The organism is Haloarcula salinisoli (assembly GCF_019599405.1).
Taxonomy (GTDB): Archaea; Halobacteriota; Halobacteria; order Halobacteriales; family Haloarculaceae; genus Haloarcula; species Haloarcula salinisoli.
The window spans coordinates 1,300,641-1,326,057 of sequence record NZ_RKLQ01000002.1 but is presented as its reverse complement, the minus strand read 5'-3'; the positions used below and the strand labels follow the sequence as shown (position 1 = coordinate 1,326,057).

Here is a 25,417-nt window from a genome sequence, read left to right as displayed (position 1 = left end):
AGCCGGCATGGGTGGGAGTGAAAGGGGCCGCGTTCTCGACGAAGCCCGGCGACACAAGCACTGGACTGAGCGAACGTAGTGAGCAAGGGAAGCGCGCAGCGAGCCGCGCGAGTCGAGAACGCGGGGGCTTTCTGGCTCTCGGAACTAGTACTTGCCAACCTCAATCGACCCCGGAAACGCACTCAGGGAACGCTGATTTTCAGCCCTCGTAGCCGGCGTAGTCCATCAGTTCCGCGAACACGTCGCTGTCCATCGCGTCCCGGTAGACGACACCGGTCACCATGCCGCCCGGGTAGCTGTTCCCGTTCATCGCGTGGCTGACTTTGTGACAGTGGGCCAGGTAGATGCCCGGGTCGGCGTCGGCCTCGAACTCGATGGTGCGGCGACCGGCGGGCGGGACACTGACGATGTCCTGGTCGTGTCGAGCCACCTCCGGGACGATGCCGCCGTCCTTGGCGACGACCTGGAACCTGTGGTTGTGGATGTGCATCGGGTGGTCCATGTAGCCGTTGTTACAGAGGTGGACCCTGACGGTGTCGCCCTGGTCCACGATGAGCGGCGAGCCGTCCTCCGGGTGGAGTGTCCGTGGCGCGGACTTCCCGTTGATCGTGAAGGTGTCCGGCCGGCGGTTCCGCACGTCGTAGGTCGCGTCCATCCCGGCCATCTGCCGGTTCAGGCGGGAGTCCCACTCCTTGAGCGTCAGGAAGTACTCCTTGTCGGCCGGTTCGTACCCCTCCGGGTCGACCCGGAAGATGCCGTACATCCCCATATCGATGTGCCGGTGGGTCTGGTAGTGGCAGTGGTACAGATGCGTGCCGGGGACGTTCGCCGGAATCGTGTACGTGTGTGACTCGCCGGGATTGATCTGGATGCCCGTCGTCGTCGGGACCCCGTCGTCTTCCCACTGTTTGCGGACCGCGTGGAAGTGAACCGTGTGCGGGCGGAGGCCGTCGGTGTTGTCGAAGGTCACCTCCATATCCTCGCCTTCGGTGGTCCGGAGAATCGGTCCGGGGACGCTGGGGTCCCCGTCGTCGGCGCTGAAGGCCCAGACCTTCGGTAATTCGACGGGGCCGCCCATCGACTCGCCCGGATGCGCGAGATGCCGAGCGGGCGTCGACGACAGCGTCACGGAGCCGCCCTGCTCGTCGACGTCGACGACTTCGGGTGGCGACGTGGTCGGCAGCTCCGGCTGCTGGCCCGATTGCTGTGTCGCCGTCGGCGTCGCCGTCGATGGCTCGGCCCCCGACGTGCCCTGACAGCCAGTCAGGCCCACGAGCGCCCCGGCGGCGCCGGCCGCTGCCAGAAAGTCCCGTCGCGAGATACCCCGTCCAGGTGCACCGATAGGATTCGCCATTGTACAGGTGGACGTTTCGAATGGACGGATAAATCCGGTCGAGCGCGTTCCCGGTGGCCGAGAATGGGCGAGCGCGCTTTGTGTATCAGCGTCCTCGTCGTGCGCCCGTGACTCATAGAGTCGGTTCGCCAGACACCACGTTCCCAGCCGCCGAGAATCCCGGACAGGGGTTTATACATCAGTATCCAATCTCCGCCCGTAATGAACGCAACTCCCGACCGACGGTCGTTTATCCGAGCAATCGGCGCAGTGACAGTCGCAGGGGCAGTCGCGGGCTGTTCGGGCGGCGGCGATAGCGGTAACGGTGACGGTACGGCCACTGGGAGCGGCAGCGACGTTCCTGAGGCCGTCTCGTCGTATCTCTCCGAGACCACGAACTTCGACGGCTCGCTGACCGACGAGACGGACAGCGATTCGGTGACTATCGACGTGGGTGCGCAGGGCAACAATGGGGCCTTCGGCTTCGGCCCCGCCGCAGTCAAGATATCGACCGGGACGACAGTGACGTGGGAATGGACCGGCGAGGGGAGCAATCACAACGTCATCGCCCAGGAGGGCGCCAGCTTCGAGTCCGAGCAGTCGATGGAAGAGGGCTTTAGCTTCGAGCAGACGTTCGAGGAAACTGGTGTGGTGACCTATTACTGTGGGCCACACGAGACCCTCGGCATGAAGGGCGCCCTCGTCGTCGAATAGCGGCTGTGGTCAGTCCTCGCCGCCGAGGTCGATGCCGTCGGCGAGCGCGTCGGCCACGCGACCGTAGGCGGCGGCGCCGGCCGAATCAGGCGCGTGCCTGACGACGGGTTCGGTCCCGAACACGTCTGGCTCGTCCGGCACCGCGGCGAGCAGCGACGTTTCGAGACGCTCGGCGATCTCTCGCCCGGTCTCGTCGTCGGCGCGGGTGACGACGACACCGGGGATGTGACTGTCGACGTGTTCGGCCATCTCTTTCGTCCGGCTGGTGTCGGCCACGCCGTGTTCCTTGGCCGTGGTCACCAGCACCACGTCGTCGGCCAGCCCGCAGGGGACCATCGTCGCGTGCGTGACGCCCGCACCCGTATCGAGGACGACCACGTCGAAGGCCGTCTTGAGCCGGTTACAGACCGTCTTTAGCTCGGCCGGGTCGGCGTCCGTGTAGCGGTCGAGCGAGGGGTCACCGTACACTGCGGCGACGTCGTCGCTCGTGTCGATAGCGGCCTCGAGCGGTTCGACGTCGGCCAGCACGTCGTGTATGGTCGGTTCGTGACTCGTCCCCAGCACCGTATGCAGGTTCGGCATGGCCAGGTCGGTGTCGACGACGACGACGTCGAAACCGGCGTCGTCGAGCGCGTACGCGGTGTTGACGGCCGTCGTGGTCTTGCCACAGCCGCCCTTGCCACCGGCGATGGTGAGACAGTGGGCCCCTTGCATCTGTCAGTACCGTGGGGCAGCGACCGGAAAAAATGTATCTCTCCTCGATTGTCATCACGCAGCCAGACTGGCGACCTGGCCGACGGAACTGTGGCGACCCGGTCGCAGTCACCTCAATTACTGAACTCGGTACAGACCGGGATGCCGAGCGTGTTGTACTCGCTCATCGCGGCCAGTTCCTCGGGGACCTGGTGGATGTCGACGGTCTTCTCGACCAGCGCCTCCGGGTCGAGCTTGCTCGACTCTATCATATCGAGCATCTCCGAGTACCGCGATGGCTGGAGCCCGAGTGAGCCCTTGAAATCGATCTCCTTGGCCACGAACTCGTCGGTCGGGAGCTCGACGTAGCCGGCTTCCTCGCTCGTCGTCAGGCCGATTTGCACGTGGGTGCCGCCCTTGCACAGCGAGTTCACCGCGTTCTGGCAGGTGGTGGCGATTCCGAGCGCGTCGGCGGAGACGTCCGCGCCGCCGTCCGTAATCGCCCGGACCTCTCCGGCCGGGTCGTCGACCTCGCTGGCGTTGACCGTCTCGACAGCGCCCAGCGCCTCGGCCTTCTCGAGTTTCTCGTCCATCAGGTCGACGCCGATGACGTTACCCCCCAGCGCGTCCGCGATGTGGACCGCCGAGAGGCCGATGCCGCCACAGCCGTGGATGACCACGTCGTCGCCGGCGCTGACCGGCGCGCGGTGGGCCATCGCGTGGAACGAGGTCATGAACCGACAGCCACAGCCCGCCGCCGCCTCGGCGTCGATATCTTCGGGTAGCGGGACCGCGTTCAGGTCGGCGTTGGGGATGTGGACCTCCTCGGCGAAGGCGCCGGGGGCCTCGTTCATGAACCCCAACCCGATATGATTCTCACAGATGTTCTCGCGTCCGTTGCGACACAGGTCACACGACCCACAGGCGAAGTTGAAGGGGATAGCGACCTCCTGACCTTCGTCGAGATGCTCGACGTCGTCGCCCACTTCGACGATGCGACCAGTGGGTTCGTGGCCCAGGATGTGTGGCGGGTCGGGCCGGTAGCCAAACCAGTCCCAGTCCCCCTGCCAGCAGTGCCAGTCCGAGCGACAGATGCCACAGCCGACGACCTCCGCGATGGCGCCGTCGGACTCCACGTCGGGGCGGTCGACCTCCTGTACGCTCAACGGCTCCTGGAACGCCTCCAGTAGTACGGCTTGCATGACAGTGGCTAGTGACGTTTGCCGGTGGTATAATACCTATCGAACAATAATTATATATACTATCCAGTATTAACTGCTGCCTCTCTTTGTCGTTACCTCCTCTACCAGATAACGTCTTTCGAGCATACCTCTGTCCCAAACTCGAATTCCGTCGACGGCGCTATAAACGAACGAGCCCACATAATGTAAGAAATACATAGTTTTAATATATGTTTCGACAATATCATTTACTGTCATGTCAGTCGACGACACATCCCAGAGTCCAGCAGAGCGAAAGTCCGCTATCAACCAACGCCACGAGCAGGCCGCAAACGAGGTCGTTCCCGAGAACCGTCAGCTGTACATCGGCGGCGAGTGGGTCCCGAGCGTCTCGGGTGAGACCTTCGAGACGACCGACCCGACCACCGGCGAGACCCTCGCCGAGGTCGCCGCCGGCCAGGCCGAGGACATCGACAGGGCCGTCGACGCCGCCTGGGACGCCTACGACGAGGTGTTCAGCGGCTACTCGACGGCCCAGCGTCAGGCGATGCTCGAGGGCATCGCAGACGCCGTCGAGGAGAACAAAGAGGAATTCGCCCGGCTGGAGTCACTGGACAACGGCAAGCCCATCACCGAGGCCCGCATCGACATGGACCTCGTCATCGACCACTTCCGCTACTTCGCGGGCATCGCCCGCGCTCACGAGGGGCGTACGGTCGACACCGACGACAGCCGCCACGTCCAGACCCTTCAGGAGCCCTACGGGGTCGTCGGCCAGATTATCCCGTGGAACTTCCCACTGTTGATGGCCGCCTGGAAGCTCGGCCCGGCGCTCTCGGCCGGGAACTGCGTTGTCCTCAAACCCGCCGAGGAGACACCCCTGACCGTTCTGAAGCTGATGGAGGAAGCGAGCGATATCATCCCCGACGGCGTGGTAAACGTCGTCACCGGCTTCGGACCAGACGCCGGCGAGCCCCTCTCGAACCACGGGGACATCCGCAAACTCGCGTTCACCGGGTCGACCGAGGTCGGCAGCGAGGTGATGAAAAGCGCCGCCGACAACATCACCGACATCACGCTGGAGCTGGGCGGGAAGAGCCCGCTCGTCGTGTTCCCCGACGCCGATCTGGAGCAGGCGGTCCAGACGACCATCACGGCCATCTTCTTCAACACCGGCGAGTGCTGCTGTGCCGGCTCGCGGCTGTTCGTCCACGAGGATATCAAAGACGACTTTCTCGACGAACTCGCCGCGGCGGCCGACGACCTCACCGTCGACGACCCGCTGCTCGAGTCGACGGACCTCGGGCCGAAGGTCACCGCCGAGCAGGTCGAGCGGACGATGCAGTACATCGAGAAAGCGGAGGCAGAGGGGGCGGCCTTCGTCACCGGCGGGAGCCAGCCCGACGACGAGGCCCTCTCGGATGGCTGTTTCGTCGCGCCGACGCTCATCGATAACATCGACCACGACAGCAAGGCCGTCCAGGAGGAAATCTTCGGCCCAGTCCAGGAAGTGTTCGAGTGGAGTGACTACGACGAGATGATAGAACTCGCCAACGACGTCGACTACGGCCTGGCCGCCGGCGTCCTCACCGAGGACCTCACGAAAGCCCACCAGTGTGCCAAGGACATCGAGGCCGGCAACATCTGGGTCAACACCTACAACGACTTCCCGGCCGGCCAGCCCTTCGGTGGCTACAAGAAGTCGGGGATGGGTCGCGAGACAGCACAGGAGGCCGTCGACCACTACACCCAGACCAAGACGGTCAACATCAGCCTGGACTGAGTCCGTGATTCCCTTCCCGCCGGTCGAGGGCGAACTCCGTGCCCGGCAGGTCGCCGTCGCCCCCGACGGGACGACCTACGTCGTTCCCTCGGGAATGCACGAGCGGCTCCGCGAGGCCGCCGCGCCCGAGCGGACCGACAGCGACCCGAAGGTCGCCCTCGCACTGGCGGGGTGGCTCTGTCTCCAGACCGACGGGATGACCGACCGCATCAACGTCGACGCGCCCGATGCGTACACCGACGGCGAGCCGATTCGTGCGTTCGCCCGCGCCCACGAGGCCGGCTCTGTGGCGGTAGCGCTCCATCCCAGCGGGGAGGTGCTCAGGTCGACCGAACCCGAGCGCTTCGAGTTCGGGTGGTAGCGAACCAGCGAGCCCGACGGCGCGTCGCTTTTGTCGCTCGAATCCCTGGGGAACGGTATCGTGACGTTCGACGCCGTCATCTTCGACCTCGATGGAACGCTGGTCGAGCGAACCCAGGACACCGCGACGTTGTACGAGCAGACCTTCGAACGGGCCGGCGTCGAGCCCTTCGCCGCTCCGGGGGAGCTGTGGGCGGTCCTTGACGGCCCGCCGGACCCCGCCGACGAGGTGGGGTATCTCGGCGCCGGCTTCGCCCGACTGGCCGCCCAGCACGACCGCCAGGTCGACGCCATCGCACTGGCCGATGCGTTCGTCGAGTGCGTCGACAACACGCAGGTCACCTTCCGGCGGGCGGCCGAAGAGGCACTCGACGCCGCTCGCGAGACCGCGGCGACGGCCGTCCTCACGAACGGGCCCGAGTCCCGGCAGGCCGAGAAGGTCGGTGCGGTCGAGCTGACCGAACGGGTCGAGACGGTCGTCTACGCCGGCGATATGCCCCGCCGGAAGCCCCACGCCGCACCCTTCGAGTCGACGCTTGCCTCGCTGGGGGTTCCCGCCGACCGCGCGCTGTACGTCGGCGACTCGCTTTCCTACGACGTGGCCGGGGCCCACAACGCCGGACTGGCGGCCGCCTACCTCGACGACGGCGACGGCCCCGACCCCTATAGCCCGGAGTACGTGCTCGAATCGCTCGCCGACCTCCCCCCGATACTCCGGTGATATCGGCCGATGAACGAGTCGCTGGCCACCGGTATCGTCGGCCAACACTACTCCCGGCGGACGGTCGTCGGGGTGGAACCTGTGGCGGCCGGACACCGACCGACCGCCGTGGTTCGGTTCGCCGACCGCTCGCCGCTGGTCGTCCAGCTCTCGGCGACCATCGAGGCGGTCCGGACCGAGGCGACCCTCGTGTCGGCAGTCCGTGACCGAACCGACGTGCCAGTGGCGGCGGTGCTTTCGACTGGTAGCCACGACGGGCGGGCCTACGCCATCAGCGAGTTCCGGCCGGGGACGGACCTGCATACGACGTTCGCCGACAGTCCGCCGACCGTACGAGGCGACATCGCGGGGCAGTTCGGCCGGTATCTCGGGGAATTACACACGGCGTTCGCGTTCGAGGGCTGTGGCGAACTGACCCGAGCATCGGGTCCAGCGGGTGCGGAACACCTCGTCGCTACTGGTGATACGTCGGACACGTGGCTCGTCGAGTACGGTCGCCGGGCCGTCGAACGATTGCCCGTAGCGTTCGACCCCCTGCGGGACCGACTGCGGGACTGTCTCGACGCTGCGACCGTCGACCGGGTGACCCCGCGACTCTTCCCGTGGGACCTCCGTCCCGGTAACGCGCTCGTCGCCGACGGAACCGTCTCGGCCGTCCTCGACTGGGAGCGCCCGATGGCCGCACCGCCCGCGCTGGCGCTGGCCAAGGCCGAGTATCTCGTCGCCGACTGGTACGTCGACGACCCGGCGCCGCTGCGGGCGGCGTTCCGGGCGGGCTACGAGCGCGTGCGGTCGCTCCCGACCGTCCGGCCGGTCCATCGCGTCGTCGCCATCGCCGACAGCGCCGTCGACTCACGGGGCGGGGTGACGAACCCCGGCTATCCGGAGCGTGAGCGGGCGGCGTCGGTCGATTTTCATCGGGCTGCGCTCTCGTCGGCACTCTCCGGGTGAGCACGGCGTCGTCGGCCGCACGTCGATACGGTCTACGTGCGACACCCACCGCCGGGAGTTGGCTTCGCCTGTGCCGAGGGAACGCCAGGCTACCGGCCGAGTAGTCCCGGAAAGGGCGGGTTTCGCCAGTCGTGTCACACTGGTAAGCACCGGTCACCGTCGCCGACGTTGCGGCGGAGACCAGCAACAGGCCACACTTACGACTCGGCGGGGGCGATTGCCCACCTGCGGATTGCGGTCACCGTGTCAGTAGAGTAACCGCCCGGCCCGGGACCGCCCTAATCCGCGATCCATCGGCGGCGACCGCCCGGATAGCACAGCGGTAACAATCCGGTGGGCGACCGTGGGGAGAGACCGATGATGCCCGACAGTGACCCGGACGCGTATCGGACACTCGTACTGGACGCGGACAGCCAGGCCGGCCTCTGTGTGGTCCGGTCGCTCGGGAAGCGAGGCGTCCCCGTGACCGCCGCGAGCGACACCGACCGCTCGCTCGGGGCCCTCTCGCGGTACTCCGAGAGCGCAGTCACTCATCACCCGCCCGCCGAGGCGCCGGACGCGTTCGTCGACCAGCTGGTCGATGTCCTCGCGGCGGGCGACTACTTCGCCGTCATCCCCGTGAACGACGCGACGACCAAGGTGGTCGCTCAGCGAAAAGCGCGGCTCGAAGCCACGGGGACGACCGTCGGCGTCCCCGACTGGGACCGGGCGAAGCTGGCCTACGACAAGGCCCAGACTTTCGAGCTCGCCGAATCGCTGTCGGTGCCGACCCCGGCCACCCACGCCCCTGACTCGCTTGCCGACGTGGAACGGCTCGCCGACGACCTCGCCTATCCCGTCGTCGTCAAATCCCGGAGCAAGTACGTCGACGACCCGGCGGGGCGGCTCCACCTCCACCGCGTCGGCGACGACAGTTACGCCGACGGGCCGGGCGAGCTCGTCGCGACCTACCGCGACGTCCTCGCGAGAAACGACCACCTCGACGCCGTCCCGCCGCTCGTCCAGGCGTACGTCCCCGGCGAGACGACCACCACCGTCGGTGTGGCCGAGGACGGCGAGTTCCGGGCCTGGTTCCAGGAGCGCCGACTCAGAACCACCCCACACAGCGGCGGCAACTCGACGGTCATCACCGGGATGCGTGACACGCGGATGCGCGACCACGCCGCCGAGGTCGTCGACGCCCTGGAGTGGACCGGCCCCATCCAGGTCGAGTTCATGCACACCCCCGACGACGAGTACTACCTCATCGAAGTCAACGGCCGCTACTGGGGGTCGGTCCCGCTGGCCGTCGACTCCGGCGTCGACGTCCCGTGGCTCCACCTCTGCCAGCTCGACGGGCACACCCCGACGAATCCGCCGGTGTACCGTGACGACGTGATTCACCAGCGCCTGCTCTACGGCGACATCAAGTGGCTCGCCGAACGGCTTTCGGATGGCCACCCCCTCGCCGCCGCCCGGTTCCTCGCCGCCTTCGGCTACGCCAGACCGGTGTTCCTGCGCAGCGAGGACCCGCTCCCGAGTGCCGTGGCGCCACTGCAGTGGTTCGGACAGCGGGCGCAGAAGGTCTACGAGGAAGTGCGGGAAGCACTGGTGTCGGGGGGAGAGGATGAGTCAGAGGCGCGGGAGGAACCGGAGCGGGTGGCGACTGTCTCGGACGACTGAAAGTGAGTTTTGGGGCCAACTCGTTACGAATGTACGCGGCGCTCGAACGTGAGCGCCGCGAAAATGAAGTGTGACCGCCGAAGACTCGCTAAGTGAGTCTTCGTGCTCCCATTTTCGCGTTGCAAAAAGTGGGATCGCCGAGATTCGAACGGAGGAAGACGTTCCGGGCGTGCGGCCTCACTGCTCACGGCTACGCCGTTCGCTCCCGTGACGCTCGCGCTGCTCGCGTCACGCCCCGTTCGGCCGTTCCGGGGCTGCGACTTCCAGGCTCGAATCTCGCCGCTCGTCACGAATTTACGCGGCGCTCGAAAGTGAGCGCCGCGAAAATGCAGTGGGACCGCCGAGATTCGAACTCAGGTCCGACGGACCCCATCCGCCGAGGATACCGCTACCCCACGGTCCCGCGTTTTGGACGAGGAGGGTTCGTTAATTAAGGGTGTCGTTTCGGGGGCGGCGTGTCACACCAGCACTCGCTCCAGGTCGGCCACAGTCCCTGACTCCGCGTCGGGGGCCCCGACCAGTGTCCCGAGCGCCACCGCAGCGCCGTTGGGCGTGAAGACGCCGACCAGCTCGCCCTCGGTCGGCGTCACTTCACCGACCTCAGACGCCTCCGAATCGATAACGCCGGGCGCGTACACCGGCGCGCCGTCGGCGATGGCCTCGGCCGCGCTCGGCGCGACGACGAGCCGGGGAAGGTGGTCAAGCGCCCGCTCGGCGGGCTGGACGAACTCGCGCAGCTCGCCCTCGTCACCGTCCTCGGCGAAGGCCAGTGCGTCGACGAGGTCGTGCATCGACACCAGTGAGCGGTCGTCGAACTGGCCGGTGGCCGTCCGTCGCAGGTCGCCCATGTGCGCGCCGGTGCCAAGCGCCAGCCCGATGTCGTGACAGAGCTTCCGGATGTAGGTGCCCGAGGCACACCGCACGCGAAGCAGGGCGCGACGGTCGGCCTGTTCGAGCACATCGAGGTCGTGAATCCGGCGGGTCCGGAGCTGGCGCTTGACCGCGCTCTTGCGGGGTGGCTTCTGGTAGATGTCGCCCTCGAACTGGGCGACCACCGACTCGAAGTCCGGCGGGGCGCTCTCGTGCAGTTCCAGCACCGCGACGTACTCCTTGACGGCGTCGTCGAAGATGCGCGCGGCGCGGGCGGCGTCACCGAGCAGAATCGGGAGACAGCCCGTGACCTTGGGGTCTAAGGTCCCGCCGTGGGCGACGCGGTCCTGGCCGGTGGCGTCGCGGACCCACGCCGCGACCTGGTGGGCCGACGGGCCGGGCGGTTTGTCGAGGTTGACGACGCCGAAAGAAAGCAGGTCCGGGACGGGTCGCTCCTCGGGCGGGGCGCGGACCATCAGAACTCGTAGCGGATGCCTTCGACCGGCGTCTTGCCCTCGTCGACGGCCGCGTCGTAGGCGTCGACGGCGTTGAGCGCGATGTTCAGGGTCCCCTCGGGGTCCCAGCGGGCGGTGTTGATAGCGAGGTCGTAGATAGAGAGGTCCGCGAAGTCGATGTCGTAGTACTCGGCGTAGCGCTGGGCCTCGCTCTCGCTTCGCTCCTCGGTCTCGGTGCGGGCCTGCTCGACGGACTTTTCCTCCCGCTCGGCGATACGGCCGGCGCGGGCATCGAGTGGCGCGGTGAGCCAGAGCTTCATGTCGGCGTGCTCGCCGGCCATCCAGCCCGCGAGTCGGGACTCCAGGACGAGGTCCTCGCGCTCGGCGGCGATGTCGCGCAGCCGCCGGTCGAGGTCCCGGTCTATCTGGTCGTCCTCCTCTGCGGCCTTGTTCAGTTCCAGGGGCGTCATCCCGCGGTCCTCGGCCAGGTCACGGAAGATATCACCGCCGGAGACGTGCTCGTAGTCCAGCGCATCCGCCAGGTTCCCGGCGAGTGTGCTCTTCCCGCTGCCCGCGGGGCCGGAGACGGTAATCAACATGGTGGGTCTCCGAGTGTACCGATAAAATGCGTTGTGTCTTGCTGTCGCTGGAGTCCTTGTCGTTGGCAGTTTGCTAGCGACGGTTCAGTACAGCCAGAAAGCCCCCGAGCTATCAGCTTTGGCTCGCGGGCCGCAGGCCCGCTCGCCAAGACGAGGGACCTACGGTCCCTCGCGACCCGCGGCTCGCTGCGCTCCTCGGCCTCCGGCCTTCGGTGCTTACTTCGCCGGGGTTCGCTGATAGCTCGGCCCCTTTCAGTCCCGCCCAGGCGGTTGGTCAACCGGCTACGGGCGGGACTGAAAGGGGCCAGTCGCTCGACGTTCGAGGCGACGTAAGCACTGGACCGAGCGAAGCGAGGGAAGCGCGCAGCGAGCCGCAGCAGTCGAGCGACTGGGGGCTTTCTGGCTGTTCTCGCGTACGGTGAAGCGGTTAGAAAACGCGGCGACGAAGAAACAGGTATCCGCTGTTTTAGCTAGCGGTGGGCGTGGTCTGGACGTCCAGGGCCTTCCGGATGACCTGGGTAAAGGACAGCGAGCACAGGAAGTACCAGACAATCCAGGCCTGCATCGGGCCGACGAGCCCGTCCCGCCAGCTGGACACCTCGCCGAAGATGGGCAGCGTGATGACGGGCGCTTCGACGGCCAGCCCCGGGCCGAAGACCATCCAGTATATCCAGAGGAAGACGGGGATGTTGATGAGCATAATCCAGACCATCGGGCGGAACTGCTGTTTGAACATGCCCAGCTGGTCGGTCATGAGTTCCATCTGCTCCTGTTCGATGCGTTCGAGCGCCTCCTCGTCGTCGCGCTCCTTGGCCTTCTTGCGGCGCTCCTTGATCTCCTCCATCTTCTCCTGGTGGTCGCCCATGCCGGACATGTCCATCATCTGGTCCTGCAGGATAGAGGAAGTCGCCCCCGTGAAGACGGCCAGCACGAGGATGAGGACGTAGAACGGGAGCAACTCGGCCAGCGGGCCGAGCGCGATGTCGATGGTCCCGCCGATGGCGTCCCGGATGGAGTTGATGGAGTAGCCGGCGAACAGCCCCACAGTACCGAGGGCGGCCAGTTTGTCCCACTGGCTCCACCCCTCGTCGTCGTCTGTCTCGGGGTCTGCGTCGGTGTCTTCAAGCGCCTCGCGGACGGCCTCGGGGTCCTCGATGACGAACCCCTCGCCGTCGGCGTCGACCAGCAAGCCGGACTCGATGAGCCGGCCCCACTCGCCGCTAGTGATGTCGTCGCTGACGTCGCTCCAGGTGACGGTCCCTTGCTCCTCGGCGACGGTCAGCACCTCGCCGAGCGCGTCGGTCATCGCTTCACCGTCGTCGGCGAGTCGCTCTACTTTCGGCGCGGTTCGTGCCATTGTGGGACTGAAGGCAGCGACGACTTATGAACGTTTATTCTGCGTGCGCGGCGACTGCCTCGTCGATGTCGGTCCAGACCTCGTCGGGGGTCTGCTCGCCGTCGATGGCGACGAAGCCGTCGTGGTCCTCGTAGTGGTCGATGACGGGCGCAGTGTTCTCGTCGAAGACGTCGAGCCGGTTGCGCACGGACTCCTCGTTGTCGTCGTCGCGCTGGATAAGCTCGCCGCCACACTCGTCACAGACGCCCGCGTCTTCGGGCTGGTTGAACTCGACGTGGTAGTTCGTGCCACAGTCGTCACAGACCCGGCGGCCGGTGAGTCGGTCGACGAGCTCTTCGCGGGAGACGTCCAGTGAGAGGATGACGTCGAGGTCGGTCATCCCCTCCAGTTCCTCTGCCTGCTCCAGGTTCCGGGGGTAGCCGTCGAGCACGAACCCATCGGCGGAGTTGAGCGCCTCGTCGACGATAGCGTTGACGACGGCGTCGGGCACGAGGTCGCCCGCCTCCATGTACTCACGGGGCGTGTCGTACTCCGTGTCCATGTCGGTGATGTCCATATCCTTGTTCGCCCGGAGCGCGTCGCCGGTCGTGATATGCGAAACGTCGTACTCGTCGGCGATGTTCGCGCTCTGTGTCCCTTTGCCTGCTCCCGGCGGACCGAGAATCAGGAGTCGTGGCTGCGACATACTCGCGACTTCCGGCGGCGACGTTAAAGGGTTGTCCAAACGCCGCCGACCGGCGGCTGGGGCAGGGTCCATTCCCACCCAAATTCGTAAATCCGGCCGTGCCGTCCACCCGGTATGCTCGAACCCGGCGACCCGGCCCCGGAGATAAGCGCGCAGAACCAGTACGGCGAGACGGTCACCCCGGATTTCGACGAGCCCACCGTCGTCTACTTCTATCCCGAAGATTTCACCGAGGGCTGTACCATCGAGGCCAGGGACTTCCAGGAGACGATGCCGAAGTTCCGCGAGGGCGGCATCGCCGTCTACGGCGTCTCGATGGACTCCGTCGAGAGCCACGACGAGTTCGCCGAGGAGATGGGCGTCCTCTACGACCTGCTTGCCGACCCCGACGGGACGATTGGCGAGGCCTTCGGCCTGGACACGACCAGTGGGCGCGTCGACCGGTATACGTTCGTGCTGGCCGACGGCGAGGTCAAACGAGTCTACGACCCCGACCGCTACGACCCCGACGGCCACGCGGAGGAAGTGCTGGTCGAGACGCGCAACGAGTTCGTCCAGGGCGGATAGCAATCTCGCGGATAGCCGACCCACTGTGCTAATTTTCTGGACGTATTCGGAGCTATTTTATCACACCAAGTCCGAAATTAATCCATGGCGACACGGCTACGGGATGGGCTCTGGCACATCGACTGCCGGACGCGTGACCGGCCCAACGTCTACCTCGTTGCCCACCAGGGTGAGTGTACACTCGTCGATGCCGGGTGGCCAGGTGACGAGTCGACGGTCCGGGCCGGACTCGCGGACGCCGGCTTCGGCCTCGACGAGGTCGACCGCGTACTGGTCACTCATTACGATGCCGACCACGTCGGCACGCTGGGGCGGCTCACACCGACGCTCGACTGCCCGGTGTTCGTCCACCGTGCCGACCAACCCTACGTCGCCGGCGACGCGCTTCCGCCGTGGACGGCTCGAACTGGCCTGGAGGCCCTCCACCGGCTGTACTACCGGCAGCTCACCCTCCCTGACCTCCCCATCAAACCCATCCAGAACACCGACCACATCGGTGGGTTCAGCGCCCACCATACGCCGGGTCACACCCCGGGACACACCGTCTACGTCCACGAAGACGTCGACGCCGCCTTTCTGGGCGACCTCGTGTACACGGCCGGGGACAGACTTCGTCCCGCAGGCCGGCTGACGAGTTACGACCAGTCCCGGGTCGCCGAGAGTATCGAGCGGGTCCTCGACCGGATCGACGGCTTCGGGTACGCCTGCCCCGGTCACGGACCGCCCCTGCCCAACGGGGACAGTCGGCTCGAAGCGGTCGTCGACAGCGCCTGACGGTCTCAGAAAATCTGCGCACCGCGGCCGATACGGCTCTGGTAGGCACGCGCGTCCACGCCGTGTTCGCCGAAGGTGTCGAGCATGGCACTCGCAATCGCGCGCTGGGAGCCCTCGTAACACGCGGCGATGACTGTGGGCCCGGCCCCCGAAATCGTCACCCCAGTCGCGCCCGCCTCCAGTGCGGCCTCGCGAACCGACTCGTAGCCGTCGATGAGTTTCGCGCGCGCCGGCGTCACCACCGTGTCGTGCATCCCTTCGCCGACGAGTCCGGGGTCGTCGCGGTGCATCCCAGTCGTGAGCGTCGCGGCGTTGCCGACCGTCTCGACGAGCTGGTCGACGCGGGCGTGTTCGGGGACGACGCGGCGGGCGTCCCGCGTCGAGACGACGATGTCGGGGAGACAGGCGACCAGCGGAATCGAGGCGTCGACCTGCCGGACACCCGACTCCGTGGCGATGGTGAACCCACCAAGGATGGAGGGTGCGACGTTGTCGTCGTGGGCGTCGCCGGAGACGACGGCCTCGCCCTTGGCGGCGATGGGGACCAGCTCCTCGCGGGTGTAGCCGCGGTCGTAGAGTTCGTTCAGCCCGACGGCCGCGGCGGCGGCGCTGGCCGCAGACGAGCCCAGTCCCGACGCCGGGCGCACGCCCTTGTCTATCTGGATATGGGCGGGCGCTTCGAGTGCCTCTGCGACGGCCCCGACGGTGTTCTTGTCGGGGTCTTCGGGGATGAACTGGCTGCCCGCGCCGGTCACCTCGATGGTCGTCCGGTCGGCCTTCGAGACGCGGACGACGTCGGCCGGGCGCTCCAGCGCGACGCCGAAGACGTCGAAGCCGCTGCCGAGGTTCGCGCTGGTAGCCGGTGCCCGGACGGTTAGCATGCCTGCGGATTTTCGCAGGGTGGGCAAAAAGGTAGCGGGTCGGCGAGGGCGCTCTCAGGATTGAGAACACGGGCCAAACGCATAAATCCGAGAGACGAATTCTGACAGTAGAAGTATGTACGCCGATGTTACGGGCATACTCGTCGCCGGGAGCGCAGCGGGTGCGCTCGTCAGCGGGGTCCTGGCGGCGGGGGCGTGGCGGGACCGGTCCATGCCGGGGACGGTCCCGTTCGCCTGGCTGATGGTCGCCGCCGTCGGCTGGTGTCTGCTCAACATCGCCTGGCTCACCACAGCGGACCCGGGGGTCGCGACGGTGGTGTTCCTGTTGACGCGACTTATCTCGGGGCTCATCGTCGGTCTGTGGGTCGTGTTCGCGCTCACGTACACAGGCCGGGACGGGTGGCTCACGCCAGCCCGGCTCTCGGGGGTGTTGCTGGCCCCGTCGCTGTATGGCCTGCTGGCGCTTTCGAACCCGCTCCACGGGCTGGTGACAGCCGAGGTGATGCCGGTCACCGAAGCCGGCCTGACCCTGTTCGTCGGCACAGCGGGCCTGGTGTACGTGGCCCAGATAGTCCTCCAGGTCGGCTTTATCGCCGCTGGCTACGCCCTGTTCGGGGAGTTCCTGCTCCGGTCGCGGAACCTCTACCGCAAGCAGACGTTCGTCATCCTCACGGCGGGGCTGTTGACCGCCGGCGTCCACGGCCTGTTCGTCCTCGGGGCGACGCCCCATCCCGGCATCGACGTCACGCCGCTGACGTTCGCGCTCAACGGCGTTCTCGTGAGCGTCGCACTGTTGCGGTACGACTTCGTCTCGGTCACCCCGCTTGCCGGCGACCTGCTCGTCGACGAGCTTCCAGACCCCGTGCTCGCGCTCGACACCGAGGACCGCATCATCGATTACAACGCGGCCGCGGCGTCGCTGCTGGGGACCGACGACCCGGGGAGTCGCCCCGTCGAGTCGGTCCGCGAGGGGCTGCTCGACGACGTCGAGCGCGACGAGGTGTTCGCGGTGGGTGACCCGCTGTCGTACTACGACCCCCAGACCAGCCCCATCACGGACCAGCACGATGGCGTTCGCGGTCGGCTGGTCGTCTTGCGGGAGGTCACCGGTCAGCAGCGACGCCAGGACCGGCTGGAGGCGCTGCAGGCCGCCACCAGGCAGTTCATCGAGGCCGACCAGCCCGAGACGGTCGCCGACTTAACCGTGCGCTTTGCGACGCGGGTGCTAGACCAGAACGCCGCCGCCGTCTTCCTGGCGACCGACGAGGGCACTCTCGAACCAGCGTCCGTCAGCGACGTCGTCCGCGAGTCCATGGCGTCGCTCTCTATCGACTCCGAGACGTCGCCGGACCACGAGCTGTGGCAGACCTACGAGAGCGGAGAGCAACGAATCGCCGAGTGTGACGACTGTGGTGCCCCCATGGAACGGGCGCTGATGTTGCCGATGGGTGACCACGGCGTGCTGGCCATCGCTTCGGCCGACGACAGCTACGCCACCGAGGACCAGCAGTACGCCCGGATACTCGCCCAGACCACACAGGTCGCCCTCGAACAGCTCCAGCGCCAGCGCGAGCTTCGCGGGAGCCGCACGTCGGTCAAGCGGCGCAACGAGCAGATAGCGTTCTTCAACGGCGTTCTCAGACACTCGCTGCGCAACGCCATGCTCGTGGTCCAGGGCCGGGCCGACCACCTGCGCCACAGCGTGAGCGAGGCGGAAACACACCACATCGACAGCATCACCGAGTGGTGTGAGCGCCTCACCGAGATGAGCGACGCCATCAAGGACATCAACGAGACGGTGACCGCAAGCGAGAGCGAACGGCTCGACGCCATCTCGCTGTCGGCCACAGTCCAGGCGGCCGTCGAGAGCGCGGTCGACCGGGAGGGCGACGTCGCGGTCGACGTGGAGATAGACGACGAGCACATCCTCGCGAACCACCTCGCCGAGGCGGTGCTCGAGAGCGTCGTCGAGAACGCTGTCGAACACAACACCAGCGACGAGCCCCGCGTCGAAATCGACACCCAGGGCGCCGGCGACTGGATACAGGTCCGGGTCGCCGACAACGGCCCCGGCATCAGCGACGAACTGAAGACGACGATGTTCGAACGCTCCATCTCCAACGACCAGACCGCCGGCGGCTTCGGCCTGTACTTCGTCTCGGTGATGATGGACCTCTACGGCGGGAAGGTGTGGTACGAGGACAACCATCCGCGTGGCGCTATCGCCATCCTGGAGTTCCAGCGGGCCGACGCGGAGTCCAGCCCGGACACCGCCGTGGCGAGTCCCGGCGACCGAAACGCAAACTAAATCCCACGACAACTAAAACCGGGTTGTATGATCGGTGTCGTCGGTGGCGGTGTCGCAGGCCTTGCAGCGGCGTATCGGCTCCAACAGCGCGGACACGAGGTCCGCGTCTTCGAGGCCAGCGAGGACCTGGGGGGCCTGGCCGCGGTGTACGAGACGGCCGGCGACCCCATCGAGAAGTTCTACCACCACCTCTCGAAATCGGAGGAGACCATCGTCGAACTCGCCGAGGAACTGGGCCTGGGCGATGACGTCGAGTGGCGCATCGGCGAGAACGGCTACTACGTCGACGGCGTCGTCCACCCGATGGACAAGCCCTGGGAGATTCTCGCCTTCCCCCACCTGAGCTTCTACGACAAGTTCCGGCTGGGGATGCTCACGCTCGATATCGACGTTCGGGGCGGCGTTCCGAAGTTCGACACCTACGAGAAACTCGAGGACTTCGAGGACATCCCCGTCGAGGAGTTCGTCCGCGACCACACCACACAGAACGTCTACGAGACCTTCTTCGAGCCGCTGCTGGACGCGAAGTTCGGCTCCCGCAAGGGCGACGTCAGCGCCGCCTGGCTGCTTGGCCGCATCAAGTTCCGCGGCGAGCGGGACATCCTCAACGGCGAGATTCTGGGCTATCTGGACGGCGGCTTCGGGCGTCTGCTGGACGCTCTCGTCGAGGCCGTCGGCCGCGAGAACATCGAGACGGGCACCCGCGTGACCGACGTCCTGACCGACTACGGCGCGGTCAGCGGCCTCACCGCCGACGACGGGGACGGCGAGACCACACACGACGTCGACGACGTCGTCGTCGCGGCGATGCCCAACGTCCTCGAAGACCTCACTGGCTACCCCTGTGAGATAGACTTCCAGGGGACCGTCTGCTCGGTCATCAGCATGGACGAGCCCCTGCTGGATACGTACTGGCTCAACATCGCCGACGAGGCGCCCTTCGGCGCGCTCATCGAGCACACGAACTTCGTCGAGCGCGAGCGCTACGGCGGCGAACACCTCCTCTATGTCGCCCGCTACATCCAGTCCCCAGAGGAGGACCTCTGGCAGCAGGACGACGACGAAGTACGGGAAACGTGGCTCTCGGGCATCGAATCGCTGTTCCCCGAGTTCGACCGCGAGTCGGTCAACTGGGTGCAGACCGCCCGCAACCCCCGCACTGCACCGGTGTACGAGCGCGGCTATCTGGATATGGTCGTCCCGTACGACCTCGCCGACGAGGTCGCCGACGGTGTCTACTACGCCGGGATGGCCTCCGAGGCCCAGTACCCCGAACGGTCCCTCAACGGCGGTATCGTCGCCGGCTACGAAGTGGCCGACCGCATCGACGGGCGCGAGTCGACGAGCGCCGAGTAACGCCTACAACGGGCCCCCGCCAGCGCCGTCGTCCGTCCCGTCCATAGATGGTGGACGCCCGCGCTCGGTGTCTCCCGACTCGCCGTCGTCAACCAGTGAGGCTCCTTTCGGTGGGTAGTAGATGTACCGATAGCCGTCGGCGAGGACGACGTAGACGTCCCGCTCGGTGTCTTCGATGACCCGCCGCTCGGAGTCGATGGCGACGTCGACCAGCCCCGCCAGCGAATCCACCTTGATGCGGCTGTCCTCGAACGTCGATTCTGGGAGCCGGCCGGCCGTTATCCACTCGTCGAACTCCTCGCGTTCGCGCTCGTAGGACGACAGCTCACGCTGGGCGTCTGTGACGGTGAAGTGCTCCGACCGACGGAACAGCCCCAGTCCCCCCATTCCGGCGAGGCCGACGACGAGCAGTGCCGGCCCGGCAGTCGAGCCGAGCGAGTCCGACCCGTCCGGAACCGTTCGACGGACGGTCTGGTGCCCAGACTCTGTCCTCGGCTCGTCGTTTCGCACCTCGTAGGTGCCGTCCGACGGGACGAGTCGGGTCCGGTAGACCCGCGTCGTCCGTACCTGCTGGCCGTTCCGAGTCCCGTCGATGCGTACGCGGGCGAGGACCGTGACTTCTACGTCGCCGGGTGTCCCGCCGAGCTGGGCGTCGATGCGCTCGGCCTCAGCCGCGGCGGCGCTCACGTTCACAGAGAACGGCGTCCGCGTCCGTTCGCCCGGTGAGAGCGTCGCCGTCGAACGGTTCAGCGGCCGCTCCACGCGCCAGTACACCGTCTGGTTGCCCTCGTTGGCCGGCGACACCGACTGATAGCGCAACGCGACCGACGTGTTCACGTCGAGGTCGCCGCTGCCGGTCGCCCCGAAGCCGTAGACGAAGGTACCGTCGAGAATCGGCGTCACACGCAGGAAGTAGACCGAACGGTTCCGCAGGACCGCCCCCCGCTCGAAGGCCGCCGTCCCGTTGACGACCGTCGCCCGGTGCGTGAACTCGCCGCTCGATTGCCAGGAATCCGTCTCCCGGACTGCCGTCTCTGTGGCGCCACTGCCGGCGGCCGTGAACGTCAGATAGCCCCCGAGAGCGCAGACGAGCACCGCGACGACGACGAGCGCGCTGTAGTTATCGGCGATAGCCACCTTAGCGCGCCAGTACCAGTTACCCATCCACTCGTCGGTTGTCTGTTAGACTGTGGTAAATTTCTTTCGACTGTTTCGAAAATAAAGCGGCGCTCAGTCCGCGGTGGACTACTCGTCGACGCCGGGGGCCTCGCTCGGGTCGACGTCCGCCGGTTCCGCCTGGCCACCGACGACGAGTTCGCCGTCCTCGGTCTCGACGTAGGCGTCGTCGGCGAACCCGCCCACTGCGTGGGGGTGTTCCGGGTTCTCCAATTTATCGGGCGTGGAGGGAGCCTCGGCGATGCCACCCGCGGGGCGGAACTCGCCCAGCGGGTCCGAGATGGTGATGCCGTGTTTCCCGAAGAACGTCTCGTAGCGGTCGTAGTGGGCCTGGAGTTCGTCGGCCGGGAACTCCATCATCTCCGTCCAGCCGTGGTTGTAGAAGTCGAAGTTGGCCTGGACGTGGGTTATCTCGCGGGCCTCGGCCTCAGGGAACCCGTCTTCGAGCGCGGCGACGTAGGTGTCCATCGTCGCGTCGAAGAAGTCGTCCAGGTGGTCCCGGCGCTCGTCGGCCCGGTCGGGGTCGGCCTTCCCCGCGAAGATATCCGTGTGCATCCCGACCAGCTTGTCGTTGACCTTCTCGCCGACGACCGGCAGCGTCAGTGCCTGCTTGGCCGCGAAGTGTTTGACGTTCTGACGGAGTTTCATCGCCCGAGCGTTAGGATTCGAGCGTCTTGAAAGGCTCGCTAGCGATAGTGAGAGCGTGCGGAACTGTGGATATAGACAGTCAGAACGACCCGTTAGTAGTGACAGCCAACAGGGGCGTGAACAGCCAGAAAGGGGCGGTGGGCTACGCGAAGGCGGACGACACAAGGACCGCAACGAGCGAAGCGAGTGAGGACCACAGCGAGTCCCCCGAGCGTAGCCCGCCGGGGCTTTCTGGCTCCCAACAGTCCGTAGGCCAGCACCGACAGCCGTTGCTAGCCAATATCGCAAACGATACCCAGATAGCAATCCACATTAGGCGTCGTACCGAAGCCCCCGAACATGAGCACGTCGCACGTGATTATCGGGGACGGTATCGCGGGAGCCTCCGCGGCCGAGACCATCAGGGAAGCCGACCCTGACGCATCAGTGACCGTCATCACCGACGAGGGAGAGGCCCTCTACAACCGGATTCTCATCAAGGAGTTCGCGAAGGGGAAACTGCCCGAGGCCCCCATCTCCATCCACGAGCCCGAGTGGTACGACGAGCGCGACATCGACCTCCAGCTCAACACCCACGTCACGGACATCGAGCCGGTCGCCCACGAGATTCACACGCACAAGGGCGAGACCTACGAGTACGACAAGCTGCTTATCGCGACCGGCGGCACCCCGGCACAGCTCCCCGTCGAGAACAGCGACGCCGACGGCATCCACCACTTCTGGACGTTCGAGGACGCCCGCGGCATCCGCGAGCACGCCGAGGAGTCAGACCAGGGTATCATCGTCGGCGCTGGGCTGCTGGGTATCGACCTCGCGGCCGTCTGTGCGGCCCAGGGCATCGACGCGAAGTATCTGATGCGCGGCGACCGCTGGTGGCGCTACGCGCTCTCGGCCGACGGCGCCGAGATTATCCACGACGCCCTCCGCGAGAACGGCGTCGAGCCCGTCTTCGATTCGGGCGTTGACCGCTTTGAGGTCGACGACGACGGCCACGTCTCCGGGGCCGTCGACCCCAACGGCGAGGCGTTCGACGGCGAGTGGGCCGGCGTCGCCATCGGGCTGAACTTCAACACGGAGTTCCTCGACGGCGCCGGCATCGAGGAGGACGACGGCATCGTCGTCGACGAGTACATGCAGACCAACGTCGAGGACATCTACGCGGCGGGCGACCTCACCCAGTTCTACGACACCATCCTCAACGCCCGCGCCCAGAACGGCGCCTGGGGCTCGGCAAAGGAGCAGGGCTCGGTCGCCGGGAAGAACATGGTCGAAGACGCAGAGGCCAAGGAGTTCCGCTGGGTCTCCTCCTATTCGATTACCCACTTCGACTTCCCGTTCCTCTCCTTTGGCCACCCCGCACGGGGCGACGACGAGGCCGAGGCCAAGTACTCCGACAGCGAGTGGCGCCGCCTCGCCTTCGAGAACGGCCAGCTCATCGGCGGCGTGCTCATCGGCGACCTCTCCCAGCAGTCCAAGTACAAGAAGCTCATCCGCGAGGAACGCCAGGTCGCAGACCAGAAGGAACTGCTTCTGGAGAAAGACGTCGACCTGGAAGAAGTGAAGGCCAACACCGCGCCACCTGCTGAATAGCGCACAATCGCTTCCGTTTGCGGATTATTTCAAATTTCCCGTTGTCTTTTTGTACGTTCGCTTCGAACGTTCGCTCATGACCAGGCTACTGCTCCGGCGGCTCCTGGCGGCACTGTCCGGTGAGGACGACGGCACCGAGGGCGGCGATGAGAGCCAGTTCACCGGCTCGCTGCTGGACTGGTCGGTCAACTACGGCCACGGGCCGGACGGCGGCCGCGGGGAGGCCGCCCGCGAGATGGCCCAGATACAGGAGAAAGCCGAGATGCTGGACGAACAAGAGCAGTACCGGCGATAAGACAGGACGCGCGTGTACAGCTATCGCTCAGCTTGTTTACGGCGCGTCAGTTTGCTCGGCAATGTTACGTCCAATCGAGTAATACACATAAAATCCGATAGGGCCGGTAAATAACGTTACAAACGCCCAATCGAACTGCGTTGCTGGATTGTGTTTTTCGGCATCCCGATACACCCAGAGCGTGAGGGATATCTGAAGTACAGTAGAAAATAAGAGGGCCAGTAATCCAGCAAAATTGCCAAGCATATCTACGTCTTTTGTACATATCTTAAGCGCTTTTCGTTCTGTCAATCCATCTACTAGCGTCAGGCCGTCTGAGTGATTCACAACGGGACCGATTCCCCAGATATCTGTGGCATCTGGCTCAGCAAATCCAGTCCCTCTCGGGACTTCACGTGAAACCGACATCGTTCAGGGATTCACCAGAGCCATGTTGCTGACTATCGTAGACCCTGACACACATGGCAGACACCGTCTGGGTCGTCAGACACGGCCAGCGACAGGACAGCGTCGACCCCTCGTGGCAGGACCACGCCGACCGCGTCCACGACCCGCCGCTGACAGACCTCGGCCGATGGGCGGCCTGGCGGACCGGGCGTCGGTTCGTCGAGGCGGGCATCCACCTCGACGCGGTGTACGCCTCGCCGTTCCTCAGGACGGCCGAGACCGCAGAGGAGATATGCCGCGAGACGGGCAACGACGCCCTGCTGGAGCCGGGGCTGGGCGAACACCGCAACGCCGAGTGGTTCGACGCCGACCCCGAGACCGTCCCCCAGGAACACCTCGCGGAGTGGTTCGACCCAATAACCCTCGACCACGACTCCTATCTCGTCCCCGAGTTCCCCGAGAGCCACGAGGCGGCGATGACCCGGGCCGGGAACGTCGCCCGGCAGATCGCGGCGGACACCGACGGCTCGCTGCTGCTCGTCGGGCACGGGCTCACCGTGGGCGGCGTGGTCGACGGACTCGTCGGGTCGGCCGACGGTGTCGACGCGCCGCTGTGTGGGGTGACCCGCCTCGATCGGAACCGAGGCAACTGGGAACTGGCGTTCTCCGGCGACACGACGCATCTCGACGTGTAACGTCGACTGCCGGCGAACCCGAACGGGAACGACGCCCTTTTTTCGACACGGGGCGGAGCTACCTCTATGGACGGCGGCAGCGGCGATATGACACTCGCGTTCGACCTCGACGCCCTCAAAGAGCTTGCCTACCCGGACAGCGTGTTCACCGACGCGCGCCAATGGTCCGAGTACGTCGGCGTCATCTCCGAACAGCCCACCTACGTCGTGACGAACTTCACGCGGAAACACCGCATCAGACAGGACTTCTTCTCGGGGCCCCGCGGCCGCGAAGAGAGTCTCGTGAACGTCAAAGAGCAGTTCGACACGGACCGGTACGTCTTCGTCGGGAGCGGCGAGGCCGACGCCGACCTGGCCGAGGCGACCGACTGGGAGTTCCTCCCCGTCGAGAACGCTGCCGAAGCGGCCGACTGGGAACTGGGCGAACCACAGGCACCCGAGGCGACGGCCAACGAGGCGGACGAGGAACGCGACGACTGGCCGTAGCGCTATCGGTGGCGAGTTGATGTTTTATTAGGTATAGCCGGGGATAATTCCATATGTCCCTGGATATCGGTGACGCCCTCCGTAGTGGTATCGACGCCGTCACGAGTGAGGACGGCCTCCTCGTCGGGGCAGTGTTCCTCCTGTACAGCCTCGGCTCGCTCGTAGTCAACGAGAGTCTGGCAGCGGAGCTACTGACGCTCGTGTTCGAGAGCGGTGTCTACACCGCCGAGCAGCGAGCGGCCATCGAGTCGTTCGGTGGCACCTCGCCGTTCGCGCTGGGCGTCGGGCTCCCGGTGACCGCCGTGCTGGTCGTCGTGGTCGCCCTCGCCGGGGAACTGGTCCGATACTGGGCGATTCGGACCTTCGCCGGCCCCGCAGAGACCGCGACGGGCGGGCTGGGCGACCGGGCCGTCATGGCGGTCGTCCTCGGTGGGACGATTGCCCTGACGACGCTGCTGTTCCAGTCGGTCCTGCCGGTCGTCGGCCAGCTCGGCGGCCTGGCGACCACGCTCGTCGGGTCGATAGCCGGGCCGCTGGGCGGGCTCGTTCTGGTGACGGTCTTCGTCTATCTCCGTCAGGAGATAGCGCTCAACGACGACGGCTACGGCGCGACAGTACGAAACAGCGTCGCGCGGTTCCTCGACGACCCCGTCTCCATCATCGTCCTGCTGGTGATACTGGGGCTGTTCGGCCTGCTCGGGAGCCTCCCCGGGCTGCTCGTTGGGTTTCTCGGCGCTACTGATACCGTCCTCACTATCGTCTCGCGGCTCCTGGCGACGCTCCTGGGGACTGTCTTCCAGGTGCTCGGTGTCGCTGTGGTCACGGACGCGTACCTGCAGGTCCGGGCGAGTGCCCGCGAGTCCGCGGCCTGAACGGTCGGGACACCAGTC

26 protein-coding genes and 1 tRNA gene are annotated in these 25,417 nt (G+C 66.2%); 15 read left to right on the top strand and 12 right to left on the bottom strand.

The features are described from left to right. Nucleotides 1-199 precede the first annotated feature (199 nt). Entirely contained in the window at nucleotides 200-1,354 is a 1,155-nt protein-coding gene (locus EGD98_RS16060; protein WP_220589369.1) for a multicopper oxidase domain-containing protein, read from the bottom strand. A 201-nt stretch (nucleotides 1,355-1,555) separates the two neighbouring features. Here EGD98_RS16060 and EGD98_RS16055 point away from each other — a divergent pair, with 201 nt between their 5' ends. Then, nucleotides 1,556-2,047: a halocyanin domain-containing protein gene (locus EGD98_RS16055; RefSeq protein WP_220589368.1), complete on the top strand. Its 492-nt coding sequence runs from the start codon at nucleotides 1,556-1,558 to the stop codon at nucleotides 2,045-2,047. Between the two features lie 9 nt (nucleotides 2,048-2,056). Here the strand turns inward: EGD98_RS16055 and EGD98_RS16050 are convergent, their stop codons facing one another. After that, on the bottom strand, nucleotides 2,057-2,761 hold the full coding sequence (locus EGD98_RS16050; protein ID WP_220589367.1) for a MinD/ParA family ATP-binding protein: 705 nt from the start codon (nucleotides 2,759-2,761) through the stop codon (nucleotides 2,057-2,059). Nucleotides 2,762-2,874: 113 nt separating this feature from the next. Beyond that, entirely contained in the window at nucleotides 2,875-3,942 is a 1,068-nt protein-coding gene (locus EGD98_RS16045) for a zinc-dependent alcohol dehydrogenase family protein (RefSeq protein WP_220589366.1), read from the bottom strand. Nucleotides 3,943-4,177: 235 nt separating this feature from the next. On the opposite strand from EGD98_RS16045, the gene EGD98_RS16040 reads away from it, so the two are divergent. From EGD98_RS16040 to EGD98_RS16020, 5 genes are all read left to right on the top strand, one after another. Next, nucleotides 4,178-5,704 (top strand): aldehyde dehydrogenase family protein, encoded by a 1,527-nt coding sequence (locus EGD98_RS16040; RefSeq protein WP_220589365.1) that lies wholly within the window; start codon nucleotides 4,178-4,180, stop codon nucleotides 5,702-5,704. A gap of 4 nt (nucleotides 5,705-5,708) precedes the next feature. Further along, entirely contained in the window at nucleotides 5,709-6,065 is a 357-nt protein-coding gene (locus EGD98_RS16035) for a hypothetical protein (RefSeq protein ID WP_220589364.1), read from the top strand. 57 nt (nucleotides 6,066-6,122) lie between these two features. Continuing rightward, nucleotides 6,123-6,785, top strand: a complete 663-nt coding sequence (locus EGD98_RS16030; RefSeq protein WP_220589440.1) for an HAD family hydrolase — start codon at nucleotides 6,123-6,125, stop codon at nucleotides 6,783-6,785. A 9-nt stretch (nucleotides 6,786-6,794) separates the two neighbouring features. Beyond that, on the top strand, nucleotides 6,795-7,736 hold the full coding sequence (locus EGD98_RS16025; RefSeq protein WP_220589363.1) for a phosphotransferase family protein: 942 nt from the start codon (nucleotides 6,795-6,797) through the stop codon (nucleotides 7,734-7,736). A gap of 357 nt (nucleotides 7,737-8,093) precedes the next feature. After that, on the top strand, nucleotides 8,094-9,398 hold the full coding sequence (locus tag EGD98_RS16020) for a carboxylate--amine ligase (protein WP_220589362.1): 1,305 nt from the start codon (nucleotides 8,094-8,096) through the stop codon (nucleotides 9,396-9,398). Between the two features lie 332 nt (nucleotides 9,399-9,730). On the opposite strand, the gene EGD98_RS16015 is transcribed toward EGD98_RS16020, so the two are convergent. The 5 genes from EGD98_RS16015 to EGD98_RS15995 all read right to left on the bottom strand — a co-directional run bounded on the left by EGD98_RS16015 (nucleotide 9,731) and on the right by EGD98_RS15995 (nucleotide 13,364). Beyond that, nucleotides 9,731-9,801, bottom strand: a tRNA-Pro gene (locus EGD98_RS16015). Between the two features lie 55 nt (nucleotides 9,802-9,856). Continuing rightward, nucleotides 9,857-10,747, bottom strand: coding sequence for an RNA-guided pseudouridylation complex pseudouridine synthase subunit Cbf5 (locus EGD98_RS16010; protein ID WP_220589439.1), 891 nt, complete (start codon nucleotides 10,745-10,747; stop codon nucleotides 9,857-9,859). Continuing rightward, the gene (cmk, locus tag EGD98_RS16005; RefSeq protein WP_220589361.1) at nucleotides 10,744-11,322 is read right to left on the bottom strand and encodes a (d)CMP kinase; all 579 of its coding nucleotides are present in this window, start codon (nucleotides 11,320-11,322) and stop codon (nucleotides 10,744-10,746) included. Before cmk ends, EGD98_RS16010 begins: the two co-directional genes overlap by 4 nt. Before the next feature lie 466 nt (nucleotides 11,323-11,788). After that, nucleotides 11,789-12,679: a DUF106 domain-containing protein gene (locus EGD98_RS16000; protein ID WP_220589360.1), complete on the bottom strand. Its 891-nt coding sequence runs from the start codon at nucleotides 12,677-12,679 to the stop codon at nucleotides 11,789-11,791. 34 nt (nucleotides 12,680-12,713) lie between these two features. Further along, nucleotides 12,714-13,364, bottom strand: coding sequence for an adenylate kinase (locus tag EGD98_RS15995; RefSeq protein WP_220589359.1), 651 nt, complete (start codon nucleotides 13,362-13,364; stop codon nucleotides 12,714-12,716). Nucleotides 13,365-13,478: 114 nt separating this feature from the next. Between EGD98_RS15995 and EGD98_RS15990 the strand changes: the two genes are divergently transcribed. Both EGD98_RS15990 and EGD98_RS15985 read left to right on the top strand, forming a co-directional pair. Beyond that, the gene (locus EGD98_RS15990) at nucleotides 13,479-13,931 is read left to right on the top strand and encodes a peroxiredoxin (protein ID WP_220589358.1); all 453 of its coding nucleotides are present in this window, start codon (nucleotides 13,479-13,481) and stop codon (nucleotides 13,929-13,931) included. Between the two features lie 84 nt (nucleotides 13,932-14,015). Then, nucleotides 14,016-14,705 carry an MBL fold metallo-hydrolase gene (locus EGD98_RS15985; RefSeq protein ID WP_220589357.1) on the top strand — a complete coding sequence of 230 codons (690 nt, stop codon included), beginning with the start codon at nucleotides 14,016-14,018 and terminating at the stop codon, nucleotides 14,703-14,705. A 5-nt stretch (nucleotides 14,706-14,710) separates the two neighbouring features. On the opposite strand, the gene EGD98_RS15980 is transcribed toward EGD98_RS15985, so the two are convergent. Next, nucleotides 14,711-15,586: a homoserine kinase gene (locus tag EGD98_RS15980; protein ID WP_220589356.1), complete on the bottom strand. Its 876-nt coding sequence runs from the start codon at nucleotides 15,584-15,586 to the stop codon at nucleotides 14,711-14,713. A gap of 115 nt (nucleotides 15,587-15,701) precedes the next feature. Between EGD98_RS15980 and EGD98_RS15975 the strand changes: the two genes are divergently transcribed. Both EGD98_RS15975 and EGD98_RS15970 read left to right on the top strand, forming a co-directional pair. Beyond that, nucleotides 15,702-17,894, top strand: coding sequence for a sensor histidine kinase (locus EGD98_RS15975; protein WP_236039493.1), 2,193 nt, complete (start codon nucleotides 15,702-15,704; stop codon nucleotides 17,892-17,894). A gap of 27 nt (nucleotides 17,895-17,921) precedes the next feature. Then, nucleotides 17,922-19,250, top strand: a complete 1,329-nt coding sequence (locus EGD98_RS15970; RefSeq protein WP_220589355.1) for an NAD(P)/FAD-dependent oxidoreductase — start codon at nucleotides 17,922-17,924, stop codon at nucleotides 19,248-19,250. Nucleotides 19,251-19,253: 3 nt separating this feature from the next. Here EGD98_RS15970 and EGD98_RS15965 read toward each other — a convergent pair whose 3' ends face one another. Beyond that, on the bottom strand, nucleotides 19,254-20,414 hold the full coding sequence (locus tag EGD98_RS15965; RefSeq protein WP_220589354.1) for a DUF5305 domain-containing protein: 1,161 nt from the start codon (nucleotides 20,412-20,414) through the stop codon (nucleotides 19,254-19,256). A gap of 81 nt (nucleotides 20,415-20,495) precedes the next feature. Further along, complete coding sequence (locus EGD98_RS15960) at nucleotides 20,496-21,074, bottom strand: DUF6149 family protein (RefSeq protein WP_220589353.1); 579 nt, start codon at nucleotides 21,072-21,074, stop codon at nucleotides 20,496-20,498. Nucleotides 21,075-21,413: 339 nt separating this feature from the next. Here EGD98_RS15960 and EGD98_RS15955 point away from each other — a divergent pair, with 339 nt between their 5' ends. Next, nucleotides 21,414-22,664, top strand: a complete 1,251-nt coding sequence (locus EGD98_RS15955; protein WP_220589352.1) for an NAD(P)/FAD-dependent oxidoreductase — start codon at nucleotides 21,414-21,416, stop codon at nucleotides 22,662-22,664. Nucleotides 22,665-22,740: 76 nt separating this feature from the next. Continuing rightward, nucleotides 22,741-22,959, top strand: coding sequence for a hypothetical protein (locus EGD98_RS15950; protein WP_220589351.1), 219 nt, complete (start codon nucleotides 22,741-22,743; stop codon nucleotides 22,957-22,959). A 36-nt stretch (nucleotides 22,960-22,995) separates the two neighbouring features. Here the strand turns inward: EGD98_RS15950 and EGD98_RS15945 are convergent, their stop codons facing one another. After that, on the bottom strand, nucleotides 22,996-23,367 hold the full coding sequence (locus EGD98_RS15945; RefSeq protein WP_220589350.1) for a hypothetical protein: 372 nt from the start codon (nucleotides 23,365-23,367) through the stop codon (nucleotides 22,996-22,998). A gap of 53 nt (nucleotides 23,368-23,420) precedes the next feature. Between EGD98_RS15945 and EGD98_RS15940 the strand changes: the two genes are divergently transcribed. From EGD98_RS15940 to EGD98_RS15930, 3 genes are all read left to right on the top strand, one after another. Beyond that, a complete protein-coding gene (locus EGD98_RS15940; protein WP_220589349.1) occupies nucleotides 23,421-24,041 on the top strand; it encodes a histidine phosphatase family protein in 621 nt (206 codons plus the stop codon). A 66-nt stretch (nucleotides 24,042-24,107) separates the two neighbouring features. Further along, nucleotides 24,108-24,527, top strand: a complete 420-nt coding sequence (locus tag EGD98_RS15935; protein ID WP_220589348.1) for a DUF7124 domain-containing protein — start codon at nucleotides 24,108-24,110, stop codon at nucleotides 24,525-24,527. A 53-nt stretch (nucleotides 24,528-24,580) separates the two neighbouring features. Beyond that, the gene (locus EGD98_RS15930; RefSeq protein WP_220589347.1) at nucleotides 24,581-25,399 is read left to right on the top strand and encodes a hypothetical protein; all 819 of its coding nucleotides are present in this window, start codon (nucleotides 24,581-24,583) and stop codon (nucleotides 25,397-25,399) included. The last annotated feature ends 18 nt before the right edge of the window (nucleotides 25,400-25,417 follow it).

What these genes read in the sequence shown, in the direction of transcription:
- EGD98_RS16045 (WP_220589366.1), bottom strand. Translation starts at nt 3,942, where the DNA reads ATGCAAGCCGTACTACTGGAGGCGTTCCAGGAGCCGTTGAGCGTACAG.
- EGD98_RS15940 (WP_220589349.1), top strand. Translation starts at nt 23,421, where the DNA reads ATGGCAGACACCGTCTGGGTCGTCAGACACGGCCAGCGACAGGACAGC.
- EGD98_RS15935 (WP_220589348.1), top strand. Translation starts at nt 24,108, where the DNA reads ATGGACGGCGGCAGCGGCGATATGACACTCGCGTTCGACCTCGACGCC.
- EGD98_RS16055 (WP_220589368.1), top strand. Translation starts at nt 1,556, where the DNA reads ATGAACGCAACTCCCGACCGACGGTCGTTTATCCGAGCAATCGGCGCA.
- EGD98_RS15965 (WP_220589354.1), bottom strand. Translation starts at nt 20,414, where the DNA reads ATGGGTAACTGGTACTGGCGCGCTAAGGTGGCTATCGCCGATAACTAC.
- EGD98_RS15980 (WP_220589356.1), bottom strand. Translation starts at nt 15,586, where the DNA reads ATGCTAACCGTCCGGGCACCGGCTACCAGCGCGAACCTCGGCAGCGGC.
- EGD98_RS16025 (WP_220589363.1), top strand. Translation starts at nt 6,795, where the DNA reads ATGAACGAGTCGCTGGCCACCGGTATCGTCGGCCAACACTACTCCCGG.
- EGD98_RS16040 (WP_220589365.1), top strand. Translation starts at nt 4,178, where the DNA reads ATGTCAGTCGACGACACATCCCAGAGTCCAGCAGAGCGAAAGTCCGCT.
- EGD98_RS15985 (WP_220589357.1), top strand. Translation starts at nt 14,016, where the DNA reads ATGGCGACACGGCTACGGGATGGGCTCTGGCACATCGACTGCCGGACG.
- EGD98_RS15950 (WP_220589351.1), top strand. Translation starts at nt 22,741, where the DNA reads ATGACCAGGCTACTGCTCCGGCGGCTCCTGGCGGCACTGTCCGGTGAG.
- EGD98_RS15970 (WP_220589355.1), top strand. Translation starts at nt 17,922, where the DNA reads ATGATCGGTGTCGTCGGTGGCGGTGTCGCAGGCCTTGCAGCGGCGTAT.
- EGD98_RS15995 (WP_220589359.1), bottom strand. Translation starts at nt 13,364, where the DNA reads ATGTCGCAGCCACGACTCCTGATTCTCGGTCCGCCGGGAGCAGGCAAA.
- EGD98_RS16000 (WP_220589360.1), bottom strand. Translation starts at nt 12,679, where the DNA reads ATGGCACGAACCGCGCCGAAAGTAGAGCGACTCGCCGACGACGGTGAA.
- EGD98_RS15975 (WP_236039493.1), top strand. Translation starts at nt 15,702, where the DNA reads ATGTACGCCGATGTTACGGGCATACTCGTCGCCGGGAGCGCAGCGGGT.
- cmk (WP_220589361.1), bottom strand. Translation starts at nt 11,322, where the DNA reads ATGTTGATTACCGTCTCCGGCCCCGCGGGCAGCGGGAAGAGCACACTC.
- EGD98_RS15960 (WP_220589353.1), bottom strand. Translation starts at nt 21,074, where the DNA reads ATGAAACTCCGTCAGAACGTCAAACACTTCGCGGCCAAGCAGGCACTG.
- EGD98_RS15945 (WP_220589350.1), bottom strand. Translation starts at nt 23,367, where the DNA reads ATGTCGGTTTCACGTGAAGTCCCGAGAGGGACTGGATTTGCTGAGCCA.
- EGD98_RS16060 (WP_220589369.1), bottom strand. Translation starts at nt 1,354, where the DNA reads ATGGCGAATCCTATCGGTGCACCTGGACGGGGTATCTCGCGACGGGAC.
- EGD98_RS15930 (WP_220589347.1), top strand. Translation starts at nt 24,581, where the DNA reads ATGTCCCTGGATATCGGTGACGCCCTCCGTAGTGGTATCGACGCCGTC.
- EGD98_RS16020 (WP_220589362.1), top strand. Translation starts at nt 8,094, where the DNA reads ATGATGCCCGACAGTGACCCGGACGCGTATCGGACACTCGTACTGGAC.
- EGD98_RS15955 (WP_220589352.1), top strand. Translation starts at nt 21,414, where the DNA reads ATGAGCACGTCGCACGTGATTATCGGGGACGGTATCGCGGGAGCCTCC.
- EGD98_RS16050 (WP_220589367.1), bottom strand. Translation starts at nt 2,761, where the DNA reads ATGCAAGGGGCCCACTGTCTCACCATCGCCGGTGGCAAGGGCGGCTGT.
- EGD98_RS15990 (WP_220589358.1), top strand. Translation starts at nt 13,479, where the DNA reads ATGCTCGAACCCGGCGACCCGGCCCCGGAGATAAGCGCGCAGAACCAG.